The 20677-nt window shown below is 51.3% G+C and carries 18 protein-coding genes and 1 pseudogene; 8 read left to right on the top strand and 11 right to left on the bottom strand.

What is annotated here, in order from left to right; all coding sequences use genetic code 11:
* Positions 1–46: 46 nt before the first annotated feature.
* Genes BLU70_RS15015 through BLU70_RS13535 form a run of 3 tightly spaced genes read right to left on the bottom strand, consistent with a single transcriptional unit; the run spans position 47 to position 2368 of the window.
* Entirely contained in the window at positions 47–493 is a 447-nt protein-coding gene (locus BLU70_RS15015) for a class I SAM-dependent methyltransferase (protein WP_420168087.1), read from the bottom strand.
* Positions 494–551: 58 nt separating this feature from the next.
* Positions 552–1985, bottom strand: a complete 1434-nt coding sequence (locus tag BLU70_RS13540; RefSeq protein ID WP_006445820.1) for an MFS transporter — start codon at positions 1983–1985, stop codon at positions 552–554.
* Positions 1982–2368 (bottom strand): helix-turn-helix transcriptional regulator, encoded by a 387-nt coding sequence (locus BLU70_RS13535; protein ID WP_040288584.1) that lies wholly within the window; start codon positions 2366–2368, stop codon positions 1982–1984. Before BLU70_RS13535 ends, BLU70_RS13540 begins: the two co-directional genes overlap by 4 nt.
* A gap of 293 nt (positions 2369–2661) precedes the next feature.
* On the opposite strand from BLU70_RS13535, the gene BLU70_RS13530 reads away from it, so the two are divergent.
* From BLU70_RS13530 to BLU70_RS13520, 3 genes and pseudogenes are all read left to right on the top strand, one after another.
* Positions 2662–3330 (top strand): class II aldolase/adducin family protein, encoded by a 669-nt coding sequence (locus tag BLU70_RS13530; protein WP_040288585.1) that lies wholly within the window; start codon positions 2662–2664, stop codon positions 3328–3330.
* Positions 3331–3488: 158 nt separating this feature from the next.
* Positions 3489–4928 (top strand): ISLre2 family transposase, encoded by a 1440-nt coding sequence (locus tag BLU70_RS13525; RefSeq protein ID WP_006445823.1) that lies wholly within the window; start codon positions 3489–3491, stop codon positions 4926–4928.
* Positions 4929–4973: 45 nt separating this feature from the next.
* Positions 4974–5276: pseudogene (locus BLU70_RS13520) on the top strand (transposase); the annotation flags it as partial.
* A 329-nt stretch (positions 5277–5605) separates the two neighbouring features.
* Here BLU70_RS13520 and BLU70_RS13515 read toward each other — a convergent pair.
* The 6 genes from BLU70_RS13515 to kdpF all read right to left on the bottom strand — a co-directional run bounded on the left by BLU70_RS13515 (position 5606) and on the right by kdpF (position 13769).
* Entirely contained in the window at positions 5606–6229 is a 624-nt protein-coding gene (locus tag BLU70_RS13515; RefSeq protein WP_006445825.1) for a trimeric intracellular cation channel family protein, read from the bottom strand.
* A 763-nt stretch (positions 6230–6992) separates the two neighbouring features.
* Positions 6993–9257 (bottom strand): universal stress protein, encoded by a 2265-nt coding sequence (locus BLU70_RS13510; protein ID WP_074693830.1) that lies wholly within the window; start codon positions 9255–9257, stop codon positions 6993–6995.
* On the bottom strand, positions 9254–9847 hold the full coding sequence (kdpC, locus tag BLU70_RS13505; protein ID WP_040288588.1) for a potassium-transporting ATPase subunit KdpC: 594 nt from the start codon (positions 9845–9847) through the stop codon (positions 9254–9256). Before kdpC ends, BLU70_RS13510 begins: the two co-directional genes overlap by 4 nt.
* Before the next feature lie 15 nt (positions 9848–9862).
* Complete coding sequence (kdpB, locus tag BLU70_RS13500; protein WP_006445828.1) at positions 9863–11914, bottom strand: potassium-transporting ATPase subunit KdpB; 2052 nt, start codon at positions 11912–11914, stop codon at positions 9863–9865.
* Between the two features lie 13 nt (positions 11915–11927).
* Positions 11928–13616 carry a potassium-transporting ATPase subunit KdpA gene (gene kdpA / locus BLU70_RS13495; protein ID WP_040288590.1) on the bottom strand — a complete coding sequence of 563 codons (1689 nt, stop codon included), beginning with the start codon at positions 13614–13616 and terminating at the stop codon, positions 11928–11930.
* 75 nt (positions 13617–13691) lie between these two features.
* Positions 13692–13769, bottom strand: a complete 78-nt coding sequence (gene kdpF / locus BLU70_RS15010) for a K(+)-transporting ATPase subunit F (RefSeq protein WP_390854296.1) — start codon at positions 13767–13769, stop codon at positions 13692–13694.
* 333 nt (positions 13770–14102) lie between these two features.
* Here kdpF and BLU70_RS13485 point away from each other — a divergent pair, with 333 nt between their 5' ends.
* The 4 genes from BLU70_RS13485 (at position 14103) to tnpB (ending at position 17636) form a co-directional block, all read left to right on the top strand.
* Complete coding sequence (locus BLU70_RS13485) at positions 14103–15686, top strand: ATP-binding protein (RefSeq protein ID WP_276326117.1); 1584 nt, start codon at positions 14103–14105, stop codon at positions 15684–15686.
* Positions 15687–15705: 19 nt separating this feature from the next.
* Positions 15706–16347 (top strand): winged helix-turn-helix domain-containing protein, encoded by a 642-nt coding sequence (locus tag BLU70_RS13480; protein ID WP_237716376.1) that lies wholly within the window; start codon positions 15706–15708, stop codon positions 16345–16347.
* Between the two features lie 645 nt (positions 16348–16992).
* A complete protein-coding gene (gene tnpA / locus BLU70_RS13475; protein WP_074693822.1) occupies positions 16993–17337 on the top strand; it encodes an IS66 family insertion sequence element accessory protein TnpA in 345 nt (114 codons plus the stop codon).
* A gap of 29 nt (positions 17338–17366) precedes the next feature.
* Positions 17367–17636, top strand: coding sequence for an IS66 family insertion sequence element accessory protein TnpB (gene tnpB, locus BLU70_RS13470; RefSeq protein WP_157785435.1), 270 nt, complete (start codon positions 17367–17369; stop codon positions 17634–17636).
* A gap of 40 nt (positions 17637–17676) precedes the next feature.
* Here tnpB and istB read toward each other — a convergent pair whose 3' ends face one another.
* Both istB and istA read right to left on the bottom strand, forming a co-directional pair.
* The gene (istB, locus tag BLU70_RS13465) at positions 17677–18429 is read right to left on the bottom strand and encodes an IS21-like element helper ATPase IstB (protein ID WP_244885228.1); all 753 of its coding nucleotides are present in this window, start codon (positions 18427–18429) and stop codon (positions 17677–17679) included.
* 16 nt (positions 18430–18445) lie between these two features.
* Positions 18446–19681 (bottom strand): IS21 family transposase, encoded by a 1236-nt coding sequence (gene istA, locus BLU70_RS13460; protein WP_074693818.1) that lies wholly within the window; start codon positions 19679–19681, stop codon positions 18446–18448.
* Between the two features lie 277 nt (positions 19682–19958).
* On the opposite strand from istA, the gene BLU70_RS13455 reads away from it, so the two are divergent.
* Positions 19959–20677, top strand: a 719-nt coding sequence (locus tag BLU70_RS13455) for an IS66 family transposase (protein ID WP_244885227.1), incomplete at its 3' end; no start/stop codon positions are given.

The raw sequence follows: 20677 nt of genomic DNA, 5'->3' as shown, positions 1-20677 counted from the left end.
ACACTGATTCTACCAAAGAGGGACGGGGTGGCACGTCTACATGATGTCACCCAGCGCTTCCACTGAATTTACACCAATTATATGGACTCAACTTAAGAGCGCTCATGTGACGATCCTTTGATAGAACTAAGACGTAGTCTGACCCACCTGAGAAATTACTGTAAATCCATCGGTTTGAAACGTCTGTGTCATATCGCTCGAGTGGATCCGATGTTCGAGTGGCGCCCCGATTCAGAACGTTCTTTTTCCCATTAAAAAGACAGTGACAACCCGGTTTGCGAACGCGATAAATTTCGTCAATCCCTTTCGACAGCGGTTGAACTTTATGCATCACAAAGGACACAATGACATGATGAACTGGTGCATCCTCCAGAGGGACATCTTCCATTGCATCAGTGATGACCTTCACGTGTGACACGTGTTGTTGTGCCAAATGGAACTGTAGTTCCTCTAGCATTTTCGGCTCGATATCGAGCGCATAATTTCGGATCATATAATGAATAAAAAAGCCTACGCATTCCAATCCTGCCCACTTTGAATATCCGTCTCACCTATAGTCCATCTGACGGTTGACGAATCTTGCGGTGTACGGTAAATCGGATAATCGTGAGGAATGTCCCAATTACTCCAATGACAACAACTATCTTGAAGGCAAACGAAAATGCATGAGTGAATCCCTGAATTGTCTTCAAGTCACTTCCTGATATTTGTAACAACAACACGGAAATCGCAACGCCAGACACCCTTCCAAAGTTACGTACCGTTGCCATCAAACTTCCCGTTAATCCTGACTTCTCAATTGGTACGCTTTCAAGTACAGAGACATTATTCGGAGACGTAAACAACCCCATGCCAAGCCCAAATACGGACAATGCAATCACAATGTCTACATAGGATGATGCTGTATTCAACATAGACATCAATCCTAGTCCAAGCGTTGCAAACAAAAAACCGGTAGTCGCCGGCCAATTCGTTCCAAATTTATCTGCAAACCAGCCACCCACAGGAGAAAATATAATCATACAAATGGCTTGTGGTGTAAGAAGTAGGCCAATGTGAGCTGTTGGAATTTGCAAAACATCGTGCATATACAAAGGCAATAAGATTCCCGGAAACATCATTACGACATAGGATAAATACCCGGTCAGATTCCCAAGCGTAAATGCGCCCGAGCGAAATAGAGGTAACTCAATAACTGGATTGTGAGCTTTCAGTTCTCTCCAAATAAAACCAGATAGAGAAATAGAACTAACTGTGATTTCCAGAATACTTTGTATGCCACGCCATCCCCATTTCGGTCCTTCAGATATAAATAACATCAAGCAAACAATCCCGATAAAGAACAACCCCGCTCCGAGTGTGTCAAACCTGTGTAGCGGCTTATTAGAGCGAATCGCCATCAACACAAATGCCGATGTAGCAAACGAAATTAAACCTATCGGCAAGTTGACCCAGAAAATTGCTCGCCAACTATATAAGGAGATTAAAATTCCTCCCAGAGATGGGCCGACAATTGTTCCCGCAGCAACAACACTCCCGACCAACCCCAACGGCCGCCCCCGTTTACCTGTCGGAAATATATGCGACACAATTGACATAACGTTCCCCATAATAATTGCGCCACCGATGGATTGGAAAATCCGAAATAGGATGAGTTGTAGAATACTGTCAGATAATGCACACAATATGGAACCAACCGTAAAAATGCCCACTCCGGCCATAAACACAACTTTCCTATCTAGTCTATCCGATAAACCTCCGACAATTGGTAAAACACCAGTAATCATGAGCAAATAACTAGAAATGACCCATTGCAAGACCTCAGGACCCGCGTGAAAGTCTCTCTCCAATACCGGTAACGCAACATTCACAATGCTACTGTCGACATTCACCATAAAAGTTCCCGAAACAACTGTCGCGAAAACAACCCAGCGATACCAATTCGTATCACTGTATCGCAAGAGTGTTAATTGCATGCGGCTCATTTGTCCGTCTCCTCAATAGAATCTTCAGGCCTGTTCATTGACTCATATTGTTCTATGAAAAAATCTAAATTTTTCTTTCTAAGGCAAATATCGTTATACCACATATTTAATTCAAAGAAACCCTTCGAAGTTATATGATAAATTCGTTTTGCCGGGCCTGCCTCTTCAGTATTCCAAACCGAAGTTACGCATTCACGTTCCTCCAATTCACGTAAAACTCGATAAACAGCACCACTATCCACTACTCCACAGTCAGCTGGCATGATTTCAGACATCCGATTCCACAGTGCACCACCATGCGCATCTTCTTTTGCTAAAAAAAGGAGTAGAAAAGCCGGGAGATGTCGATTTTGTTTTCCAGGCAAACCTCTTTCTTTTGCCATATCGAGTAAACCTCATTTCCCCTGTTATAAATGTATAAAGTAGATTCTAGACCTAATTTTCAGTGCATAATACATAACGCAGTATACAAAATAACATGTATACCCCCAATGCATTAACACATGAATCTTGAACAGTCCCCCGTTTCTTACATCCAATGTGGCAAGTATGATTCCATCCGTGTAGTGAACAATATAACTCGCGCAGTTCCCAACTTATCGTTACGGTCTCACGATTCCATTTGACAATGCTGTATCATACACTATGATGGTATAAACACAAAGGAGTGATCCACATGACTAATGTCCAACGCGCAAAACAAGAGCTTATTGAAACTGCCGTCGCACTTCGCGATGCAGGTCTCATGTTCCGTGGTCACCACGCAAACTTATCCGCTCGACTATCAGCAGATACGATGCTCATGACACGTGGTGGGAATGTTGCAAATCTAGACGAAGACAGTTTTGCTGTGATTCGCACAGATGGAACTGTTCTGGAAGGCGAAGTCATGCCTGCACAGGCGGAGATTATTCAAATGCATGCAGCTGTGTACAGAGTTAGAGAATCCGTAGGCGGAATCATTCACACGCATGCCCCGCATGCGACCGTATTTGCCATTGCACATGAACCTATTCCTGTGGTTTACGAACCACTCATGCGGTTTGGGATGACGGAGCCTACACCAGTTATCGCTTGGGCACCACGTGGTTCAGATGAGTCTGTGCGAGGTATCGTTGACGCGGTAAAGGCAAACCCAGGTGTATCTGCTGTCCTATTAGCAAATCACGGCGTACTGGCTTTTGGAAAGTCACCAGCAGAAACAGCTCAATTACTCGCTACGCTCGATGAAGGTGCAGAACTAATTCTGCAAGCTCGCCTCATTGGTGGTGAAAAGTCGTTGCCTGAACAAGCATTTAAGCAAATTGAAGAACGCAAACGTGAATTCGAGGCGGCTAAATCCTAAGTCTCTTCATGAATAAGCAGACAGGTTAGCGCCTGTCGAGCGTATAAAGTTTGAGTAGGGGCTGCTCTCGGGAGGATTTTCCGGGGACAAAGAGAAGAGACCTCACTGAGCACAAAAACAACCCGCGTTGCAGCGCGGATAAAGAGGTGAGGTCTCTGATGTTGAACATTCGACGCAGCTATGCAAGTTTCCTGTCGCTTGTGATGACCGCCGCCAGGCTGTCGCAGCATCCGGGGGATTTTGCGGTGCTCGAGGAAGAGGTTTCGAGGGCGCTGACCAGTTTGGGGGCCGAGGTGATCACGTCGGTGCTTGAAGCTTGGGATGAGAAGCTGGTGGCGGAGCGTGACCGAAATGAGTGGGAACTGGTTCAGTGTAAACCACGGACGATCGTGTCCACCGTGGGAGAGATTACATATCGTCGGCGTTACTACCGCAATCGAAAGACGGGCGAACGCCGCTTTCTGTTGGATGACGCAGCAGGTTTCGATCCGCGTCGTCGATTGAGCGGGAAATTGAGAAACCAAGCTGTCGCGCTGGCGTTAGATGTGTCGTACCGGCGCGCGGCAGAGATTCTCCAGACGTGGGTGCCAGACATCAGCGCGATGGCGATTTGGCAAGAGGTGCAGAGGCTTGGAGGGGAGAAGCGCGCCCGAGCGGAACTGGAGCGCGAAAAGGTATTCGAACAAGGAGAAGTTCCATCAGGGACGAGCAAAGTGGAGACGCTCTTTGTGGAAGCGGATGGCGTGTACGTGCGCGGGCGCAGGGCGGAAGATGGTCAATCACACTTCGAACTGAAAGTGGCCGTGGCGTATGAAGGCAAGCAGGAGCAAGGGCGTGAGCGGCGTGCCCTCATGAATCGGCAGGTGGTTGTGGGGACTGAGGAGGCCGAACGCTTCTGGGAGGGGGCAGTGGCATCGTTTGGGCGCGTGTGGGACTGGGTCAGTGTGAAACGATGCTGGGTCGGTGCAGACGGCGCGGAATGGGCGAAGAAGGGCGTCGAGATGCTCCCTGGAGCTCGATATCGACTGGATCCCTTTCACCTACGGCGCGCAATAGCTGGGGCCTTGGGGCGGGAGACGCAGGCCTACCGGAAGGTATGGGATGCGGTAGGAAGCGGGGATTGGTCGCAGGTTGAAAAAGTCCTGAGGAAGGCGGAGAGCCAAAGCGAAGGAGCGAAGAAGCAGCGTATCTCGAAGCTGAAGTCGTACATGGAGAAGAATTGGGAAGGCATCGTGAGCGATGGTGACGTGGTGAGTCTGGGTACGATAGAGGGTCAAGTGTTCCACCACGTGGCGCGCCGGATGAAGCGCCATGGGGCACGTTGGAGCAAGTCAGGGGCGGATGCGCTCGTACGGCTTGTCGCAGATCGCTCGAATCAGGAGCCCCTACGGGTGCGTAGGCTTTCTCGTTTCGAAGTACAACCGAACGAACTGGCAAATGGGAAGCAAGTGAACGAGGCCGAACTCACAAGGCATGCTAAGGAAGCAGTGAGATGGCTTGAAAGGCAGATGCCAGCATTGGTCGCTCCGCACGCGGACCGACCCTGGGTGAAGTACGTCTTACGTGAACTTTCCAGGATTTCGTTTACGGTGGCCTAATCAATCTACTCAGTGGGGTCTCCCCCTACGACAACCTGACACGGCCATCCACTGTGTGTGAAATCGTGGCAGGACAACTGGACAGAACTCGCGACGTTCTACCGATACCCAGTGGAAATGCGGCGAATCATGTACACAACGAATATCATCGAAGGCTACCACCGGCAACTGCGCAAAGCGACCAAAGGAAAGGGCTTGTTTCCGAACGACGAAGCGTTGTTGAAGATGCTCTACCTGGCGACGATGGAAGTGACGAAGAAATGGATCATGCGAGTGGCCAACTGGGGCACAATCCTGGGACAGTTGATGATTTATTTCGGGGATCGCGTCACGCTGTATCTTCCCTGACGACGTTAGGTGGCATTCCCCACGGTGTGTGGCATGCAACGTCGCTTCAGGATGGGCAGCCTTGCGTCAGCAGCCTTGCGTCGGCTGTCAAGGCTGGAAAACGCACCTGGACAGCCTCACATGGAGCATTGCATTCGGACGCTCGCTGCAAAGTGCAGGTGAACTTTTCAAAAAGGAGTTTACACAGAAAACTTGACACACCCCTCCTTAGGAACAATGTAGTCTATACCATTTCATTCCTATCAAAAGTCAGAGGTGAAGTCCATCTTTGTACTCGAAAATCCCTTGCCCCACATTGACTTACGATTCTACAGAAAGCTCACCTATGATTATCGCTGCGAACCGCTGGTCAATTCTCGTTGTCGTAAGTGCTTAAACCGGACTGCTAACATACGGATGGTAACAACTACTATAATAATCAAAATCAGTTGTAATGGACGCTTGTAAGTTGTTCCATCTATCCAAACTGCAATACCAACTAGAATAGTCAGCACTACATGTACTTCTTCCTGAAGAGCGATGGGTTTTCTCCCTGCAAGCAAGTCCCGAATCATTCCGCCACCAACACCTGAGAACAAGGCGGCAATGAGCATCACGAAGACATTGTCACTCACTTGTTTTGCGTATAACGCACCTTGCAACGCAAACGATGCAAGTCCAATTGAGTCGAAAAAGAGCCCCCACCTTTTCCAATGGTGTATCCATTTTGTAGATAAAAAATAGAGTATGGTCAATATACTTAGTACCAGTAACAGCGTTTCACGATCCCAAAGTTTTATGACAGGGATGCCGATAATGATGTTGCGAATCACCCCTCCTCCGAAGGCCGTTGTTAACCCCAATACGTATACTCCCATCATCCTATATCGTGCCTGCAACGCCACGAACGCTCCGCTTGCAGCATAAGCGATGGTTCCGATGCCGTGGATAATGAGCCAACCAAGCGTACCCATCCTGAACCTCCTACTTGAGGAAAACCGCGTGATTCCGAGCGCATTCACTAAGTTACAGAGTCACAGAATTTCCACGCTATGATCTACATTCTGTACCTAACAATGACGACAATGCTTTATCATAATCGCTGGCCACTGAAATCAATTTCAAGAGCAATAGCAGTGAGGGGATAGCGAAGATAAATGGGAATATTAATATTTGGTACCATGTCTATCATGAGTTCGCAATTAGATATACACATTATCCAAGCCAACCACCAACACGCGTCATGTACTCACTTCGGCGAGTGATCTATTGAGAACCCAATTTCAATTAACTAGAAAAACCAGAAAAACAAACTTAGCTTTAAAAGTTAGTGAATATCGCTTGCAGGATCACTCTATCACCGAACAAGCTATGTTAACGCTGAACAGAAATCCGGTGGAAACAAAGTAGTTCCAAACTAGATCTTTATTGGATAACTAGGACTTTTCTCCTAAGCTCTGTAACAATCCGAGGCAGGACTATTCATGGGTACACCTCCAATAAAAAACTCCACTAAAACCCTGGCCTCCTACTGTTGAAGGCCAAGTCTTAGTGGAGTAGTTCAAAGCACGTCCTGTGCTTCTTCACCAATCCATAGGGTATGAATCGATTAATTCAAGCGTAGCACGTTTGCTCTTGATCGTCCAGTCCTAAAGGCAATACCCAATTCAATATCATAAAACCTTAATTTGATATGCGTATCATGCGATATCACCAGTTCGATACCCCACCACGTTCCTAAGACGAGGACGCTCGATCCGCGTAAGCGACGATATGAAGGTCGACGAATGCTGCCCGATTAAGGACATAGGCAATGGGTCGATGCGTAAAAAACAAACCTCCCCCCCGATTTATTGACTGCCCCATGACAATCTGCGAAATTCGCTCGCTTGTCGCTGTTTCGACAATGACCTGCCCTACCGACTTATTCAGAGCAGGACGAATTAGAAATGTTGCACCAAACTGCTCAGCAAGCTCCCGCACCGCGGCAAAATCGCGCTCATTCTGACTTGACAGAGGAAATTCAGTTTGCACCGTCAATACGTAGAGTTGCGCTTGAAGGCGATCAGCAATGCGCCAGCCACGCCGAACAAGCGCCTCGGAATGAGGACGATAATTCACACACACCAATATACGCTCTGGATCCGCCTGTGGCGGAGAAGTGAGCGGACCATCGACGACGTCGGCAACCTCGCGTAAGGCGATTTCGCGCAGTGCTGCTAAGTGTGCCGGTTGAAAGAAGTGGTTAAGCGCACGCTCAACCTTGTCAGAAGGATATATTTTGCCTTCTTGCAACCGTTCTATGAGCGTTTCGGGACTGATATCAATGAGCTTCAATTCCGATGCAAGTTTCACAAACCAATCCGGCACTCGCTCCCGTACCGTTACGCCGGTGATATGCTCAATACGATCCTTTAGACTCTCAATATGCTGCACATTTACGGCTGTCGCGACATCAATGCCGTTCTCCAATAAATACAGAATATCCTGGTACCTTTTCTTAAAAACGCTTCCCGGAGCGTTTGTATGCGCTAATTCGTCCATTAGCACAATCTGTGGCCGCCGTGCTAAAATCGATGCAAGATCCGGTTCTTCATACACCCTTCCACTGTACTTAATTAACCGCTTTGGTATGCGCTCTAGATCACCAATCTGCTCCTCTGTCTCCTTCCGGCCATGCGTCTCAATATGGCCAATAACAACATCAACACCTCGTGCCCTCCAATCGTGGGCGTCTCGCAACATGCGATACGTCTTGCCAACCCCCGGTGCAGCACCGACAAGGATGATCAACTTTCCTGGAAGCTTGCGCTCCCGTACAACACGCTCGCTTGCCATATTCCGTTGCAAAATCGCCTCGGGAGATAACTGTTGCCAACCAACAATACGTAAGTCGACGTACTTCAGCCGACGGAGCAAGTACTGAACTGGATGTTGCCAACTCATAAGCCAACGTGCCGACACACCCTTGTGAGGCTGTCCCAACACGACCTGCGTAGCGTTTAAACGCCTCGCCACCTGCAGAATAATCTCCCCTACTGACCGATCCCGCTTTGGCTCAAGCACCCATTCCGCTCCATGCAATTCAGCCAATCGACGCAACGCCTCTACTTCGACTCGGGCTTTCTCCGTCATTCGATCCTCGTCCGTTTCTGCAGCGTAGACCACGTAGAGATCCCCCTTCATGCGTAAAGCCATCCGCCTTCCACGTTCGACAAGTGCCTCGGCACGTCCCAGATGACTAACACACACCACGACGACCTCTTTCGCTCCAACCGGTCCAGGAATCGTCTTACGTTCGTACGAATTCTCCAGACGTTCCTCGACATCGTCCGCCACAGCCCGAAGTGACATTTGGCGCAACCATGCCAAGCGGTCCAATCGAAAAAAGTGATTAAGCGCCGTGTCTAGCTTATCGAGGGGGTAGATTTCGCCATCTCTCAAGCGTTGGCGCAACGTCTCTGGCGTAACATCTATTACTGTGACCTCATCCGCCTCGCGGAAGAACCAATCTGGTACCACTTCACGGACTCGCAATCCCAATTCTCTCTGCACTTGATTCCGGAGCGATTCGAGATGCTGCACATTTACCGCCGTCATCACCGATATCCCATGTTGTAATAGATAAATCACGTCCTCAAACCGTTTCCTGTGACGCGCGCCTGGGGGGTTCGAGTGAGCCAACTCGTCAATTAAGCAAACGTCCGGATTTCGCAGCAGAATGGCGTGTAGATCCGGCTCTTTAAACGTCGCGTGCCCAACTTGCAACATCGCCGGCGCTATGACTTCTAGTCCTTGGAGTAATCTCTCCGTCTCTTTGCGTCCGTGAGTTTCCACGAATCCAACTACGACGTCTGTGCCCTCTCGACACATCCGATGTGCTTCGTTTAGCATTGTGTAAGTCTTACCCACCCCTGGTGCTGCCCCAATAAACACACGCAAACGACCACGGCGAGCCATTTCCCCGCCTATATCGTTGGGTCTGCCAAACTCTTCTGTCATTTAGCACTCCCTGCCTGTTTGTCAGTATGCAAAGCCTCCCAAATCGATAAGTTTAGTTCAATTACGTTCACCATAGACTCACCGAACAGACCAAGTGCCGGAGCGGACGCTTTGCGTTGAACGAGCGTCTTTAACCACGCTTGCGACAGGCCGGTTGCATCACTGATTCGCGGAATCTGGTCATACGCATCCTTGAGGGTAATATCCGGATCCAGGCCCGAGCCCGAGGACTCAACCATACTCGTAGGTACCTGGGCAACGGATAAGCTTGGGTTTTGTTTTAATACCGTCCTCAGATTCTTCGATACCTCCTTTACAAGTTCCGGATTTGTGGGGCCAAGATTCGATCCCCCTGATCCGCTTGCATTATAATTAACGGCTGATGGACGCGCCTGAAACCACATCGGTTGCGGAAATGCCTCAGCAATAAGCTCCGAGCCAACCACACGACCCTTTACTTGCACAAGGCTCCCTTGCGATTGCCAAGGAAAAGCTATATGACCGACTACCACACCGACAAACGGGTACACAATCCCCAGTAATGCCGCGAACACTGCAGTAAAACGCAAACTGCGCAACACATTAACCACACTAACCCACTCCCTTCAAGCCATACCACAAACTGAGAGAATCATGTCAATGATTTTGATACCGACAAACGGAGCTAGTACGCCACCTAAACCGTACAAAACAAGATTTCGCATCAACAGGCTCATTGCACTCGTTGGACGGTACTTGACACCCCGCATAGCAAGCGGAATGAGGAGTGGAATAATTATGGCGTTGAAGATAAGAGCCGATAGAATTGCACTCTTCGGACTCGACAGATGCATCACATTCAGCACACCTAGCGCCGGAATAAAGCTTGTAAACATCGCTGGTATGATGGCGAAATACTTTGCCACATCATTTGCGATAGAAAATGTGGTAATGGCCCCACGCGTGATAAGAAGCTGCTTTCCAATTGATACTATCTCGATGAGTTTTGTAGGATCTGAGTCGAGATCGACCATGTTTGCTGCTTCCTTCGCCGCCTGCGTCCCACTTTGCATCGCGAGTCCGACATCAGCCTGCGCCAGTGCCGGGGCGTCGTTCGTGCCATCTCCAGACATTGCTACTAATCTACCCTGCTCCTGCTCGCGGCGGATTAAGCGCATCTTGTCCTCAGGTTTCGCCTCAGCTACGAATTCATCCACTCCTGCTTCACGTGCAATTGTCGCCGCAGTCAATGGATTATCGCCAGTGCACATCACGGTGCGAATACCCATTTCACGCAGTTCCTTAAACCGCTCACGAATTCCTGGTTTTACAATATCCTTAAGGTAAATTACACCTTGAATTTCGGTATTTTGCACAACAACAAGCGGCGTTCCACCTTCTTTTGCCACCCTTTCGACAATCTCATCGAGATCACGCGGAATATCTCCTCCCTGTTCAATTACGTACCGCTTCACGGCATCTGCCGCACCTTTGCGCAGCCTCGTACCATTCGTCAAATCGAGACCGGACATGCGCGTGTCGGCTGAAAACTCAACGTTGCGTGTGTTTGAATACTCCTCACGCCGAAATGTCACACCTACACTTTGAGCCAGTTCGACGACGGAACGCCCCTCCGGTGTCTCGTCAAAGAGTGAGCAAAGTGCCGCACTTTCTGCCAAAGTGTGGTTCGTTTGTCCTTGAACCGGTAAAAATGCAGCCGCCATCCGGTTACCAATGGTGATAGTACCTGTTTTGTCGAGAATAAGGGTATTCACATCACCTGCTGCTTCTACGGCCTTACCCGACTTGGCAATCACATTAAATCGAATTACACGGTCCATGCCCGCGATACCAATGGCGGACAACAGTGCACCAATGGTAGTGGGGATCAAGCACACGAGTAGCGCCACCAACGTCGCTACGTCCATATGGGCACCAAGTGCGCGTGCGATAGGCGGCAGGCAGTCGATCACGATTAGGAAAATGAGTGTCAACCCAGCAAGTAATACGGATAGCGCAATTTCGTTTGGTGTCTTTTGACGTGATGCACCTTCTACAAGTGAAATCATCCGGTCGAGAAATGTCTCTCCTGGATTAGCACTAACCCTGATGATGAGCTCGTCCGATAAAAGCTTTGTACCACCAGTGACCGAACTGAAATCTCCCCCTGCACCACGAATCACCGGTGCAGATTCACCCGTGATGGCAGATTCGTCGACACTCCCCACTCCTTCAATCACATCACCGTCGGCTGGAATAAGCTCCCCAGCCACAACCTTTACTACGTCGCCTTTGCGCAGAGCGGAAGCCGGAATTTCCTGATATTCATCCCCGCGTTGGACAACCGCCATGAGTTCCGTCTTTGTACGCCGCAAAGCCTCTGCTTGCGCCTTACCTCTACCTTCAGCCAGAGCCTCTGCAAAGTTCCCGAAAAGAATAGTGATCAAGAGAATAAGAGTGACGACGAGATCGTAGAGCCGCGCATTACCAACGCCACCAGGATGGACAGACGAACCAAACAGTCGTGGATCTACGGTCAGTGCGAGTGTTACAACCATACCGATCTCGACCACAAACATGACAGGGTTGCGAACGAGCACGCGAGGATCCATCTTCGCGAAAGAATCGGCGCAAGCGCGTAACAACAACGCGCGTTCAAACATACCTGAGCGTGCCATGGGAACTCTCCTTTCACGTGAGCTGCAATTGTTCGCCGATGGGACCAAGAGCGAGATATGGGAAAAACGTCAGTGCACCGACGATAATAAATACGGCAACGAACACATAGCCAAAGGCGAATGTATCCACCTTGAGCGTCCCGGAAGTCTCCGGAATACGCGCCTTGGCTGCAAGCGCCCCTGCAATCGCGAGCATGGCAATAATGGACACATAACGGCCAAATAGCATCACCAAGCCCAAAGCAATGTTATAGAACGGGGTATTTCCATTTAACCCTGCGAATGCAGAGCCGTTGTTGGCTGCAGCCGATGTGAAAGCATACAGAACCTCTGAGAAACCGTGCAGGCCTGGGTTGGTCATCGATGCTCGTGCTGATGGAAGTGCCATAGCAATGGCTGTAGGAACGAGAATGACAAACGGATGCACAAGCATAGCTGCCGTAGCGAGCTTCACTTCGCGTGCTTCAATTTTTTTCCCGAAAATCTCTGGCGTACGACCCACCATGAGTCCAGAGATAAAGACCGAGATGATAAGAAACATCAAAATGTTGAGCAAGCCAACACCCTTGCCGCCGAAAATCAGGTTGAACATCATAAATAATAGTGGAACCATTCCACTTACTGGCATCAGACTATCATGCATCGCGTTCACAGCTCCCGTTGTGAAGGCGGTGGTACTGGCTACAAAGAGGCTGGTCAATGGCAGCCCAAAGCGAACTTCTTTTCCTTCCATGTTAGGACCATGGATCCCTAAGGCATGCGTGAGAATGGGGTTCCCTCCCGCCTCATACGCGTACACGACATAAGCACCGATGAGAAGAATCGCACTGAGCAACGTGCATAGTACAATTGCAATACGACGACTATGCAGAAAGTGACCAGCAGTAAAAACGAGTGCCATCGGGATCAAACCCATGGCCATGATTTCAAGAATACATGTCCATACATTCGGATCCTCGAATGGGTGTGCCGAATTGGCATTGAAGAAGCCTCCACCATTGGTCCCAAGCTGTTTGATTGCCTCAAGTGTAGCCACAGGCCCACGTGCGATGGTTTGCATACTACCTGCCAATGTGTGCACAACTGCCGGTCCGGATAACGTCTCCGGAACTCCTAGTGCCATTAACAAGATGGCGAAAATCAGGGCCAGTGGCATAAGAAGTCGTGTATGTGCCTTGACGAGATCAACCCAAAAATTCCCGAGCGAATTTGTCTTCTGTCTACTCATGCCACGCAAAAACGCCATTGCTGCCACAAGTCCCGTTGCCGCTGAAGTAAACTGTAGGAATGTGATACCAATCATTTGCCCAAGGTACGACAACGATTGTTCACCTGCGTAATTCTGCCAATTTGTATTCGTAATAAAGCTTGCCGCCGTGTTAAACGCCAGATATGGAGGCATAGCTGGAATGTGCGCCGGGTTCAGTGGTAAGAAGTTCTGCAACCGAAACACACCGTACGCAAAAAGTGCCATAATCAAGTTTGCGGCCATCATCGCCCGAAGGTATGCCTTCCAGTCCATGTCTACGTCCGGGTTCACGCCAATCAATCTGAATAACACGTGTTCAATAGGTCTAACAGCTGGATCTACCCATGTCCGTTCCCCTGCAAACGTCCGAAAGATATATCTGCCAAGTGGCCAAGCGCACAATAGGATCACAAAGACCACGACCGCAATTGCAATCACTCCGGTTGCCGTCATGGGTACCGCCTCCTTTCCTTCGTTCACCTCAGCTCAATATGTCAAACCTCGTGAAATAACCGCCCATCAGGCCAGTTAGAATTTTTCTGGATGAAACATCCCGTACACTAAGTAGCCCATGACTGCCACTGATAACACCAGCAAAAACCACATGTGCATCCCCCTTTAGGTCCTATCAAAATAACGATGAATACCGTAAAGCATGGCGAACGTGGCGAGAAACAGCGCAATTGAAATGATGTCCGGCACTTGCTCCCCTCCTTTGCACGACACATCACAGTCTAGCCATCGACGTATGAGGTTTCGGGTGAGGAATGGTGGCCGATCGTGTAAAAAATCCATAAAAATTGTTGGCATCGAAAACACGTGACGCTAAGCTAGACGAAGAAAACATCAATCGCTGGCGAGTCTAGACGCCTTACGGAGTGGATTACCTTGCGCTTCACACCGAAATGGCAAATATTACGCCTTGCGTGGCCAACTTGGATGCAGGACGCGTCGCGAAGCCCAACCGCATGTACTCGAGCGCGCCGCAATCGTTGGTGGTGGGCATATCTAGTGGTTTGCGGTATGGACGGTCTTCTGACCGGGATTATGTTTTTCCCAGACTTCCGGTTTGATCGCGTGAACATTGCGATCCTGTACTTAATCCCGGTGCTGATTGCGTCTGGCATATTCGGGCTTTGGCCAGGTGTGTTCGCAGCATGTCTTGGACTAATGTCATTCGACTTTTTCTTTGTACCGCCCATCTTTAGTTATGCAGTTGGCGATTTACGCTTCCTGGTGTCTTTTGCTGTATTTCTGGTAGTGGCCATCACTACGGCGGGTCTGGCGTCGAACATGCGCCGACGAGCACAGGAAGCCAGTCACCGAGCACGTGTCGCCCAAACCTTATTTCATATGAGCCGAGCGCTAACTGCGGAGGCTGACGAAGCTGGTGTTATTGAGACTGTGCTCGCCCAAATCCGCGATCTTCTCCAAACACACGCTTACTTGGCACTGGTGAAATTAGACGGCATTCATCTGTACGCACCGAATGGAGATGCTGGCGATCCCGTGATCGACCGTCATGTATTGGACTGGGTTCTTCGGCATGGCAATCTGGTGAGTTTTGGGTCCAAATCGCACCGACAAGCAGCCTTTGTATATATCCCGGTCCGTGACAAGGGCGAAGTATTTGGAGCGCTCATTGTAGGTGAACCGGGCCAGTTCCGCCTCGCCACGCACGGCGAGATGCTCGACATCCTGCGTGCAACGGCGAACCTTACGGCTATCGCGGTCAGCCGAATTGCTTCGCAGGAACGTGCAAAGCTAGCGGAAATTGCAGCTGAATCAGAGCGACTGCGCACAGCGCTCATGAATTCGATTTCGCATGAATTGCGCACGCCCCTTACGACCATGCTTGGTGCCGCCGACGCGTTGGCCGACGAAGCAGCGGTTCTTGACGATACAGATCGAACGGAACTCACGCGCACTATCCGCGACGGAGCTCTACGCATGAATCGACTGGTGACAAATTTGATTGGTATGGCACGTATCGAAAGCGGAATGATGAGGCTTGCTAAGCGGCCAACTGATTTGGCGGATGTAGTGCAAAGCGCGCTTCGCGAGGTTACTGAACTGACCCAACATCATCCGGTTCATGTAAAGGCCCCCGAACATGCTCCAGTTGTTCAGGTAGACGAAATGTTTTTCCAACAGACCCTCGTCAACCTGATTTCCAATGCAGCTAAGTATTCACCGAAAGGCACACCGATTGAGATCTCTATCTTCACAGAAGAGGGGGATGCGGTGATTTCAGTGCGTGACTATGGCGTGGGGATCGATGAAGATGAAATCGAGCGCATATTCGACAAGTTTTATCGGAGTCGAAAGACAAATGGTGTTCCAGGAACGGGCCTTGGCCTTGCCATCGTAAAAGCCATGGTGGAGGCACATGGGGGTACGATTTCAATCCAGCGATTGAACCAAGGGACGGCATTCATCATCCGATTGGCGGCGCGGGACGCCCTGAAAGAGGAGGACAGAGACGTTGAGTCAAGGCGCGAAGATTCTCGTGGTAGACGATGAACATGCTATTTTAAGGCTCATGCATCTCGCTTTAAAGGGACACGGTTACCAAGTGCTAGAGGCAGAAACGGGAGAACAAGCACTCATCGAAGCAAGTACGAAGCGACCAGATTTGGCGGTAATCGATTGGGGCCTGCCGGACCTGGAGGGTATTGACGTGTTGCTTCGCTTGCGCGAATGGTCTCGCATTCCTGTTATCATGCTCACTGTACGTGATGCAGAGCAAGACAAAATTGCTGCGTTAGACGCTGGGGCGGACGACTATGTCGTCAAGCCATTTGGTATGGGCGAACTATTAGCGCGCATCCGCGTGGCCTTACGGCATGCAGCCAAGGGAGATCTAGAACCTGTAATTGACGCGGGCGGACTCACGATCAATCTTGCCGAGCGTCGTGTGGAACTTTACGGAACTCCAGTGCGGCTGACGCCAATTGAATATGATTTACTCAAGGTGCTCGCTCAGCATGCGGGTAAGGTGGTCACTCAACGCCAATTGCTACGCCAGGTTTGGAGAGATATCGATCCAGACAACGCCGCGCACTATCTACGTGTGTATATTGGGCACTTGCGCAAAAAGATTGAAGATGACGCCACTCGTCCGTGGCGAATCATCACCGAACCAGGCGTTGGCTACCGATTAGTCACGGAAGCTCCTCAGTAAAGACGAACGACCTTTACCTCTACACGCGTCCTCAAGGAAAGATAGGCAATTGGAATCGGCTAGCCTGATTTTTGAGGATTCACAACCCGAACAATAAACGCAAGGCACCTTGATGAGACGCGTACGCCAAGCCTCCATGTAAATTCCGAGTTTGGGCGCTGTTTCCCGACCATGAGGGAGCGCACTATCGTAATGAACAATTGGCTAGCGAGACTTGAATTTTACTATTTCTCATACATACTAGAAAAAATAACAAATAGCAGCCTGCTTCGTCTGTACAAATCATCTTACCGATGACTTGTGCAGTGAGCACAACGAGGATAAGTTGGCCTCAAGCCCCCTGGTTTTAGGGATTTCTAGGATGTTTAAATTCCAGTTCCACGCCCTCCTTGTCGCCACGAGAAAGTCAAATACAATCTTCGAAACGTGGGAACCCACCGATTTGCCATGGCCCAGTTTTAGTTTTGTCTGCCTAGCATGCCGCACTACCTTGGAGACGATCAAGTCCTTATTTGCGTGTCATTTCGTACCTTGATAGACGTTGAGTTATACCAACCAACGGTGAGCGTCAAATAGTGCACACCTAGCGCCAGCGTGCCTGGTGCGAGGTGATCCCCCCCAGAATCCGATCATGGAGGGATCATCGTGACGAAGGCGGAGTTGGAACAACATCACGAGCTTTGGCGTGCCCGTGTTGCGGACTTCCGGGCCAGCGGGTTAAGCGGCGCAGCCTGGTGCGCTGCGCATCAGGTCAAGGAACATCAGCTGTGGTATTGGGCCGGCAAGTTTAAGGCGGACACCGACCACGAAGGCCGTCAACGGGATAGCGCCGAGCCGCGTTTCATCCCGGTGCGTGTGGAGGAATCCGTGGTGGAAGTGGCGGACAAGCCGCTGCCCATACGTGTGGGTTCTGCTGTCATCGAGGTCACGTCTGGTTATAACTCTGATCTGTTGCGCGATGTGGTGCGCACCCTGGCATCGCTATGCTGAACATCGGTGCTGGACCGGGGGATCTGCCCGTGTACCTGGCTTGCGGCAGCACGGACATGCGCAAATCTATCGACGGCTTGGCGGCACGGGTGCAGGAGTCCTTTCGCCTGGACCCGTTTTCCCCTGCGCTCTTCGCGTTTTGTAACCGGGAGCGGGACAAGCTGAAGCTGTTGTACTGGGAACATAACGGCTTTTGGCTGTATTATCGGCGGCTGGAACGCGGCCGGTTTTGGTGGCCGGACACAAGCGACTGTCAACGGCGGATTACATTTGACCCACCAACGGCGATTGAAAATTGACCCACTTCACCGTGATTGTAGGCTCTTCGCATCACCTCCGTCAGGAGACTTCGGGTTCCGCCACTGGTGGCGTTGCGTACACGCCAGCCCGCACTTTCTCCCGCAACCGGTAGCTCTGACCCCGAATGTTCACAATGTGCGAGTGGTGCAGCAGACGGTCCAGCACCGCCGAAGCCAGAACAGCGTCTCCAAAGAGGTCTCCCCATTCTCCAAAGCTTTTGTTGCTCGTCAAGATCATGCTGCCTCGTTCGTATCGCGTGTTCACGAGCTGGAACACCAGATTCGCAGCCACCGGGTCCAAGCGCGTATATCCCGCCTCATCCAGAATGAGGAGCTTTGGGCGAAGATATTGCCGCATCCTTGTATCCAGGCGACGCTGGTCATGCGCACGCCGCAAGTCCTCAACCAACTTCGCCATCGGGATGAAATACACGGAGAGGCCTGCCGCCAGTGCTTCCATGCCCAGTGCCACCGCCAAATGGGTCTTGCCGACACCAGGAGGCCCTAAGAACACCACATTGGCCGCTTGGCGCACAAACGCCATGCTCGCTAATTCACGGATGGTCTTCTGGTCAATGCCTGGTTGGAACGAGAAGTCAAACTTCTCTAGGGTCTTGCGGTAGGGCAAGCGTGCCATCCGGGTACGCATGTTCAAATTTCGCTCCTCCCGGACGGTCAGTTCGCCTTCCAGAAGGTCGTCCAGAAACTCAAGATACGACGCCTGCCGCTGTGTCGCCGCTTGCAGCCGACCTTCCAAGTGCACAGCCGCTGTCGAGAGTTTGAGCTTCTCCAACTGTGTGCGCACCTGTCTAGTTCAAGCATGTCGCCACCTCCGCCAATGCCTCATAGACGTCGAGTGGCCGAGCTTCCACCGTATCCATGGGAATCTGGTATGCCATAGGTCTAGGCCGCATATACCCGCCGGCAGAAGCTAGTCCCTCGTACTGTCCCGGTAGTTGGACCGTCTCACCCCAGCACGTTGACGCGTCGTGGCAGGCAATACGTACGCCCTCCGACCAGATTTCGACCTTCTCGCGCACTCGGCGCACGTTGACCACACGTCTGCTGTACACCCAGGGCACGCCATAGCGTACACCGTCATAGCTGACATACCCGTCCGCGCTCACGCGTCGCTCCACACGCAGGAATTTCTCCAGCTGGTCGGGAGAAGGCAGGGGGCGTAATGGCTCATCTGCCAGGCGGTCACAAGGCCGCTGCTTGGTCGTGCCATGGATGCGCTGGGCGACTTCCTGACACCAAGCAACGGCTTGGCGATTGAGATCCGCGATGTCCGTGAACCGTCGTCCGGGCCAGAAGTTCTCTTTGACGTACCGCACCATCCGCTCCACCTTCCCCTTGGTTTGGGGGCGGCGTACCTTACAAAGTTTTGGCGTCAATCCGATGGCGAGCGCAAAATCTTCAAACAACCAGTGCCATTGTGGCGTATGATCGTCGTTCATGCCGAGTACCACCGTTTTCATGTGGTCCGTCAGGGCGACGTTTGGGATACCGCCGAAAAACTCTATGGCGTGCACAAAGCAGCGCAGAAAGCTGTGGATGTCACAGCGACGGGCGAACTCCACGTACATGACGCGCGAGTATCCCAGCACCATGACGAAGACGGCCAGTTTCCGTGCTTGTCCATACTTATCTGTGTAGTCGCACAAGCCCCAATCCACCTGAGCCTGAACACCAGGCTTTGTTTCATATCGCACCTTCGCCTTTGGCAACTGTGGCGGGCGAAACGGGCGGACAAAGTCCTTAATGACAGTAACGTGTCCTGTGTATCCCAACTCCTGCAAACGTCGATACATCACCTCGCAGTTGAACAGCCCCTCTTCCTGCATCCACTGCCGAAGCAAATCTTTATAGGGGTCCAACTTCGAACCACGTTTTGAACGGGGGGTTGGTTCGGGCAGTGCACCGTCACGCAGGTATTTGCGTACGGTGTTGCGGGCATGTCCGGTTTCACGAACAATTTCCCGGATCGACTTCCCTTGAGCATGCAAAGTGTGTAATTTCAATACAGACCCACCCTTCAGCATATAGGTGTCCCTCCGAAAATGTTGCGATTCTCGAAGGGAACTTCGGTGAAGGTGGGTCAATTTCATTCCGTCGATCCTGGGTCAAATTTATCCCGCCGCTAACACGACGGCAAGACCCTCGTCATCACCCGCCGGGAGCTGGGCTGGCTGTTGGGCGGACTGTCACTCAACCAACCGAAAGCACACCGGAGGGTTACCGCGAAAAAAGTGGTGTGAGACCGGTAAACACAGAAGGATCTGGCAAGGGATTTCGGCAGGCGTGTCGAAGTCCTTTTGCATGATGAGCACAACGACGGAGACCACCAACCAACTGGAAGTCCTGCAGGCGCGTTATGAGGCGCTGGAACGGGAGAACGCGGAGCTGAAGAAGCAGGTCAAATTGCTGCTGGAACAGCTTCGTCTGGCCCGCCATCGGCAATTCGGGAAGTCCAGCGAACGCACGACGGACGACCAGATGCGCCTGGACCTGGTATTCAACGAGGCCGAGGCACAGGCGCAGCCAGAGGCAGAGGAACCCACCTTCGAGACGGTCACGTACCAGCGGCGCAAGAAGCAGCTAGGTCAGCGGGATGCCATGCTGGCAGACCTTCCGGTGGAGCAGATTGAATCCCGTCTGCCGGAGGAAGAACGGATCTGTCCGTGCTGCGGCGAGGTCATGGACGAAGCGGGTGTCGAGATCCGTCGCGAGCTCATCCACATCCCGGCACAGACGAAGGTGCGCGAACATGTCCAGCAACCATACGCATGCCGGACGTGTGACAAGCATGGGACCGAAACGCCCATGGTCAAGGCGCAGATGCAAAAACCCCCGATACCGGGCAGCCTGGCGTCCGCCTCGATGCTGGCATATGTGATGGACAAGAAATACATGGATGGCTTGCCGCTGTACCGCCTGGAGGAACAGTTTGCCCGGCAAGGCCTGCGGTTGACCCGGCAGACCCTGGCGAACTGGGTGGTGTTGGGGGCGACGCGGTGGCTTGATCTCATATACCACCT

This window comes from Alicyclobacillus hesperidum, assembly GCF_900107035.1.
Lineage (GTDB): Bacteria > Bacillota > Bacilli > Alicyclobacillales > Alicyclobacillaceae > Alicyclobacillus > Alicyclobacillus hesperidum.
The sequence above is the reverse complement of the archived record's forward strand: the minus strand, read 5'-3'. Positions and strand labels throughout refer to the sequence as shown.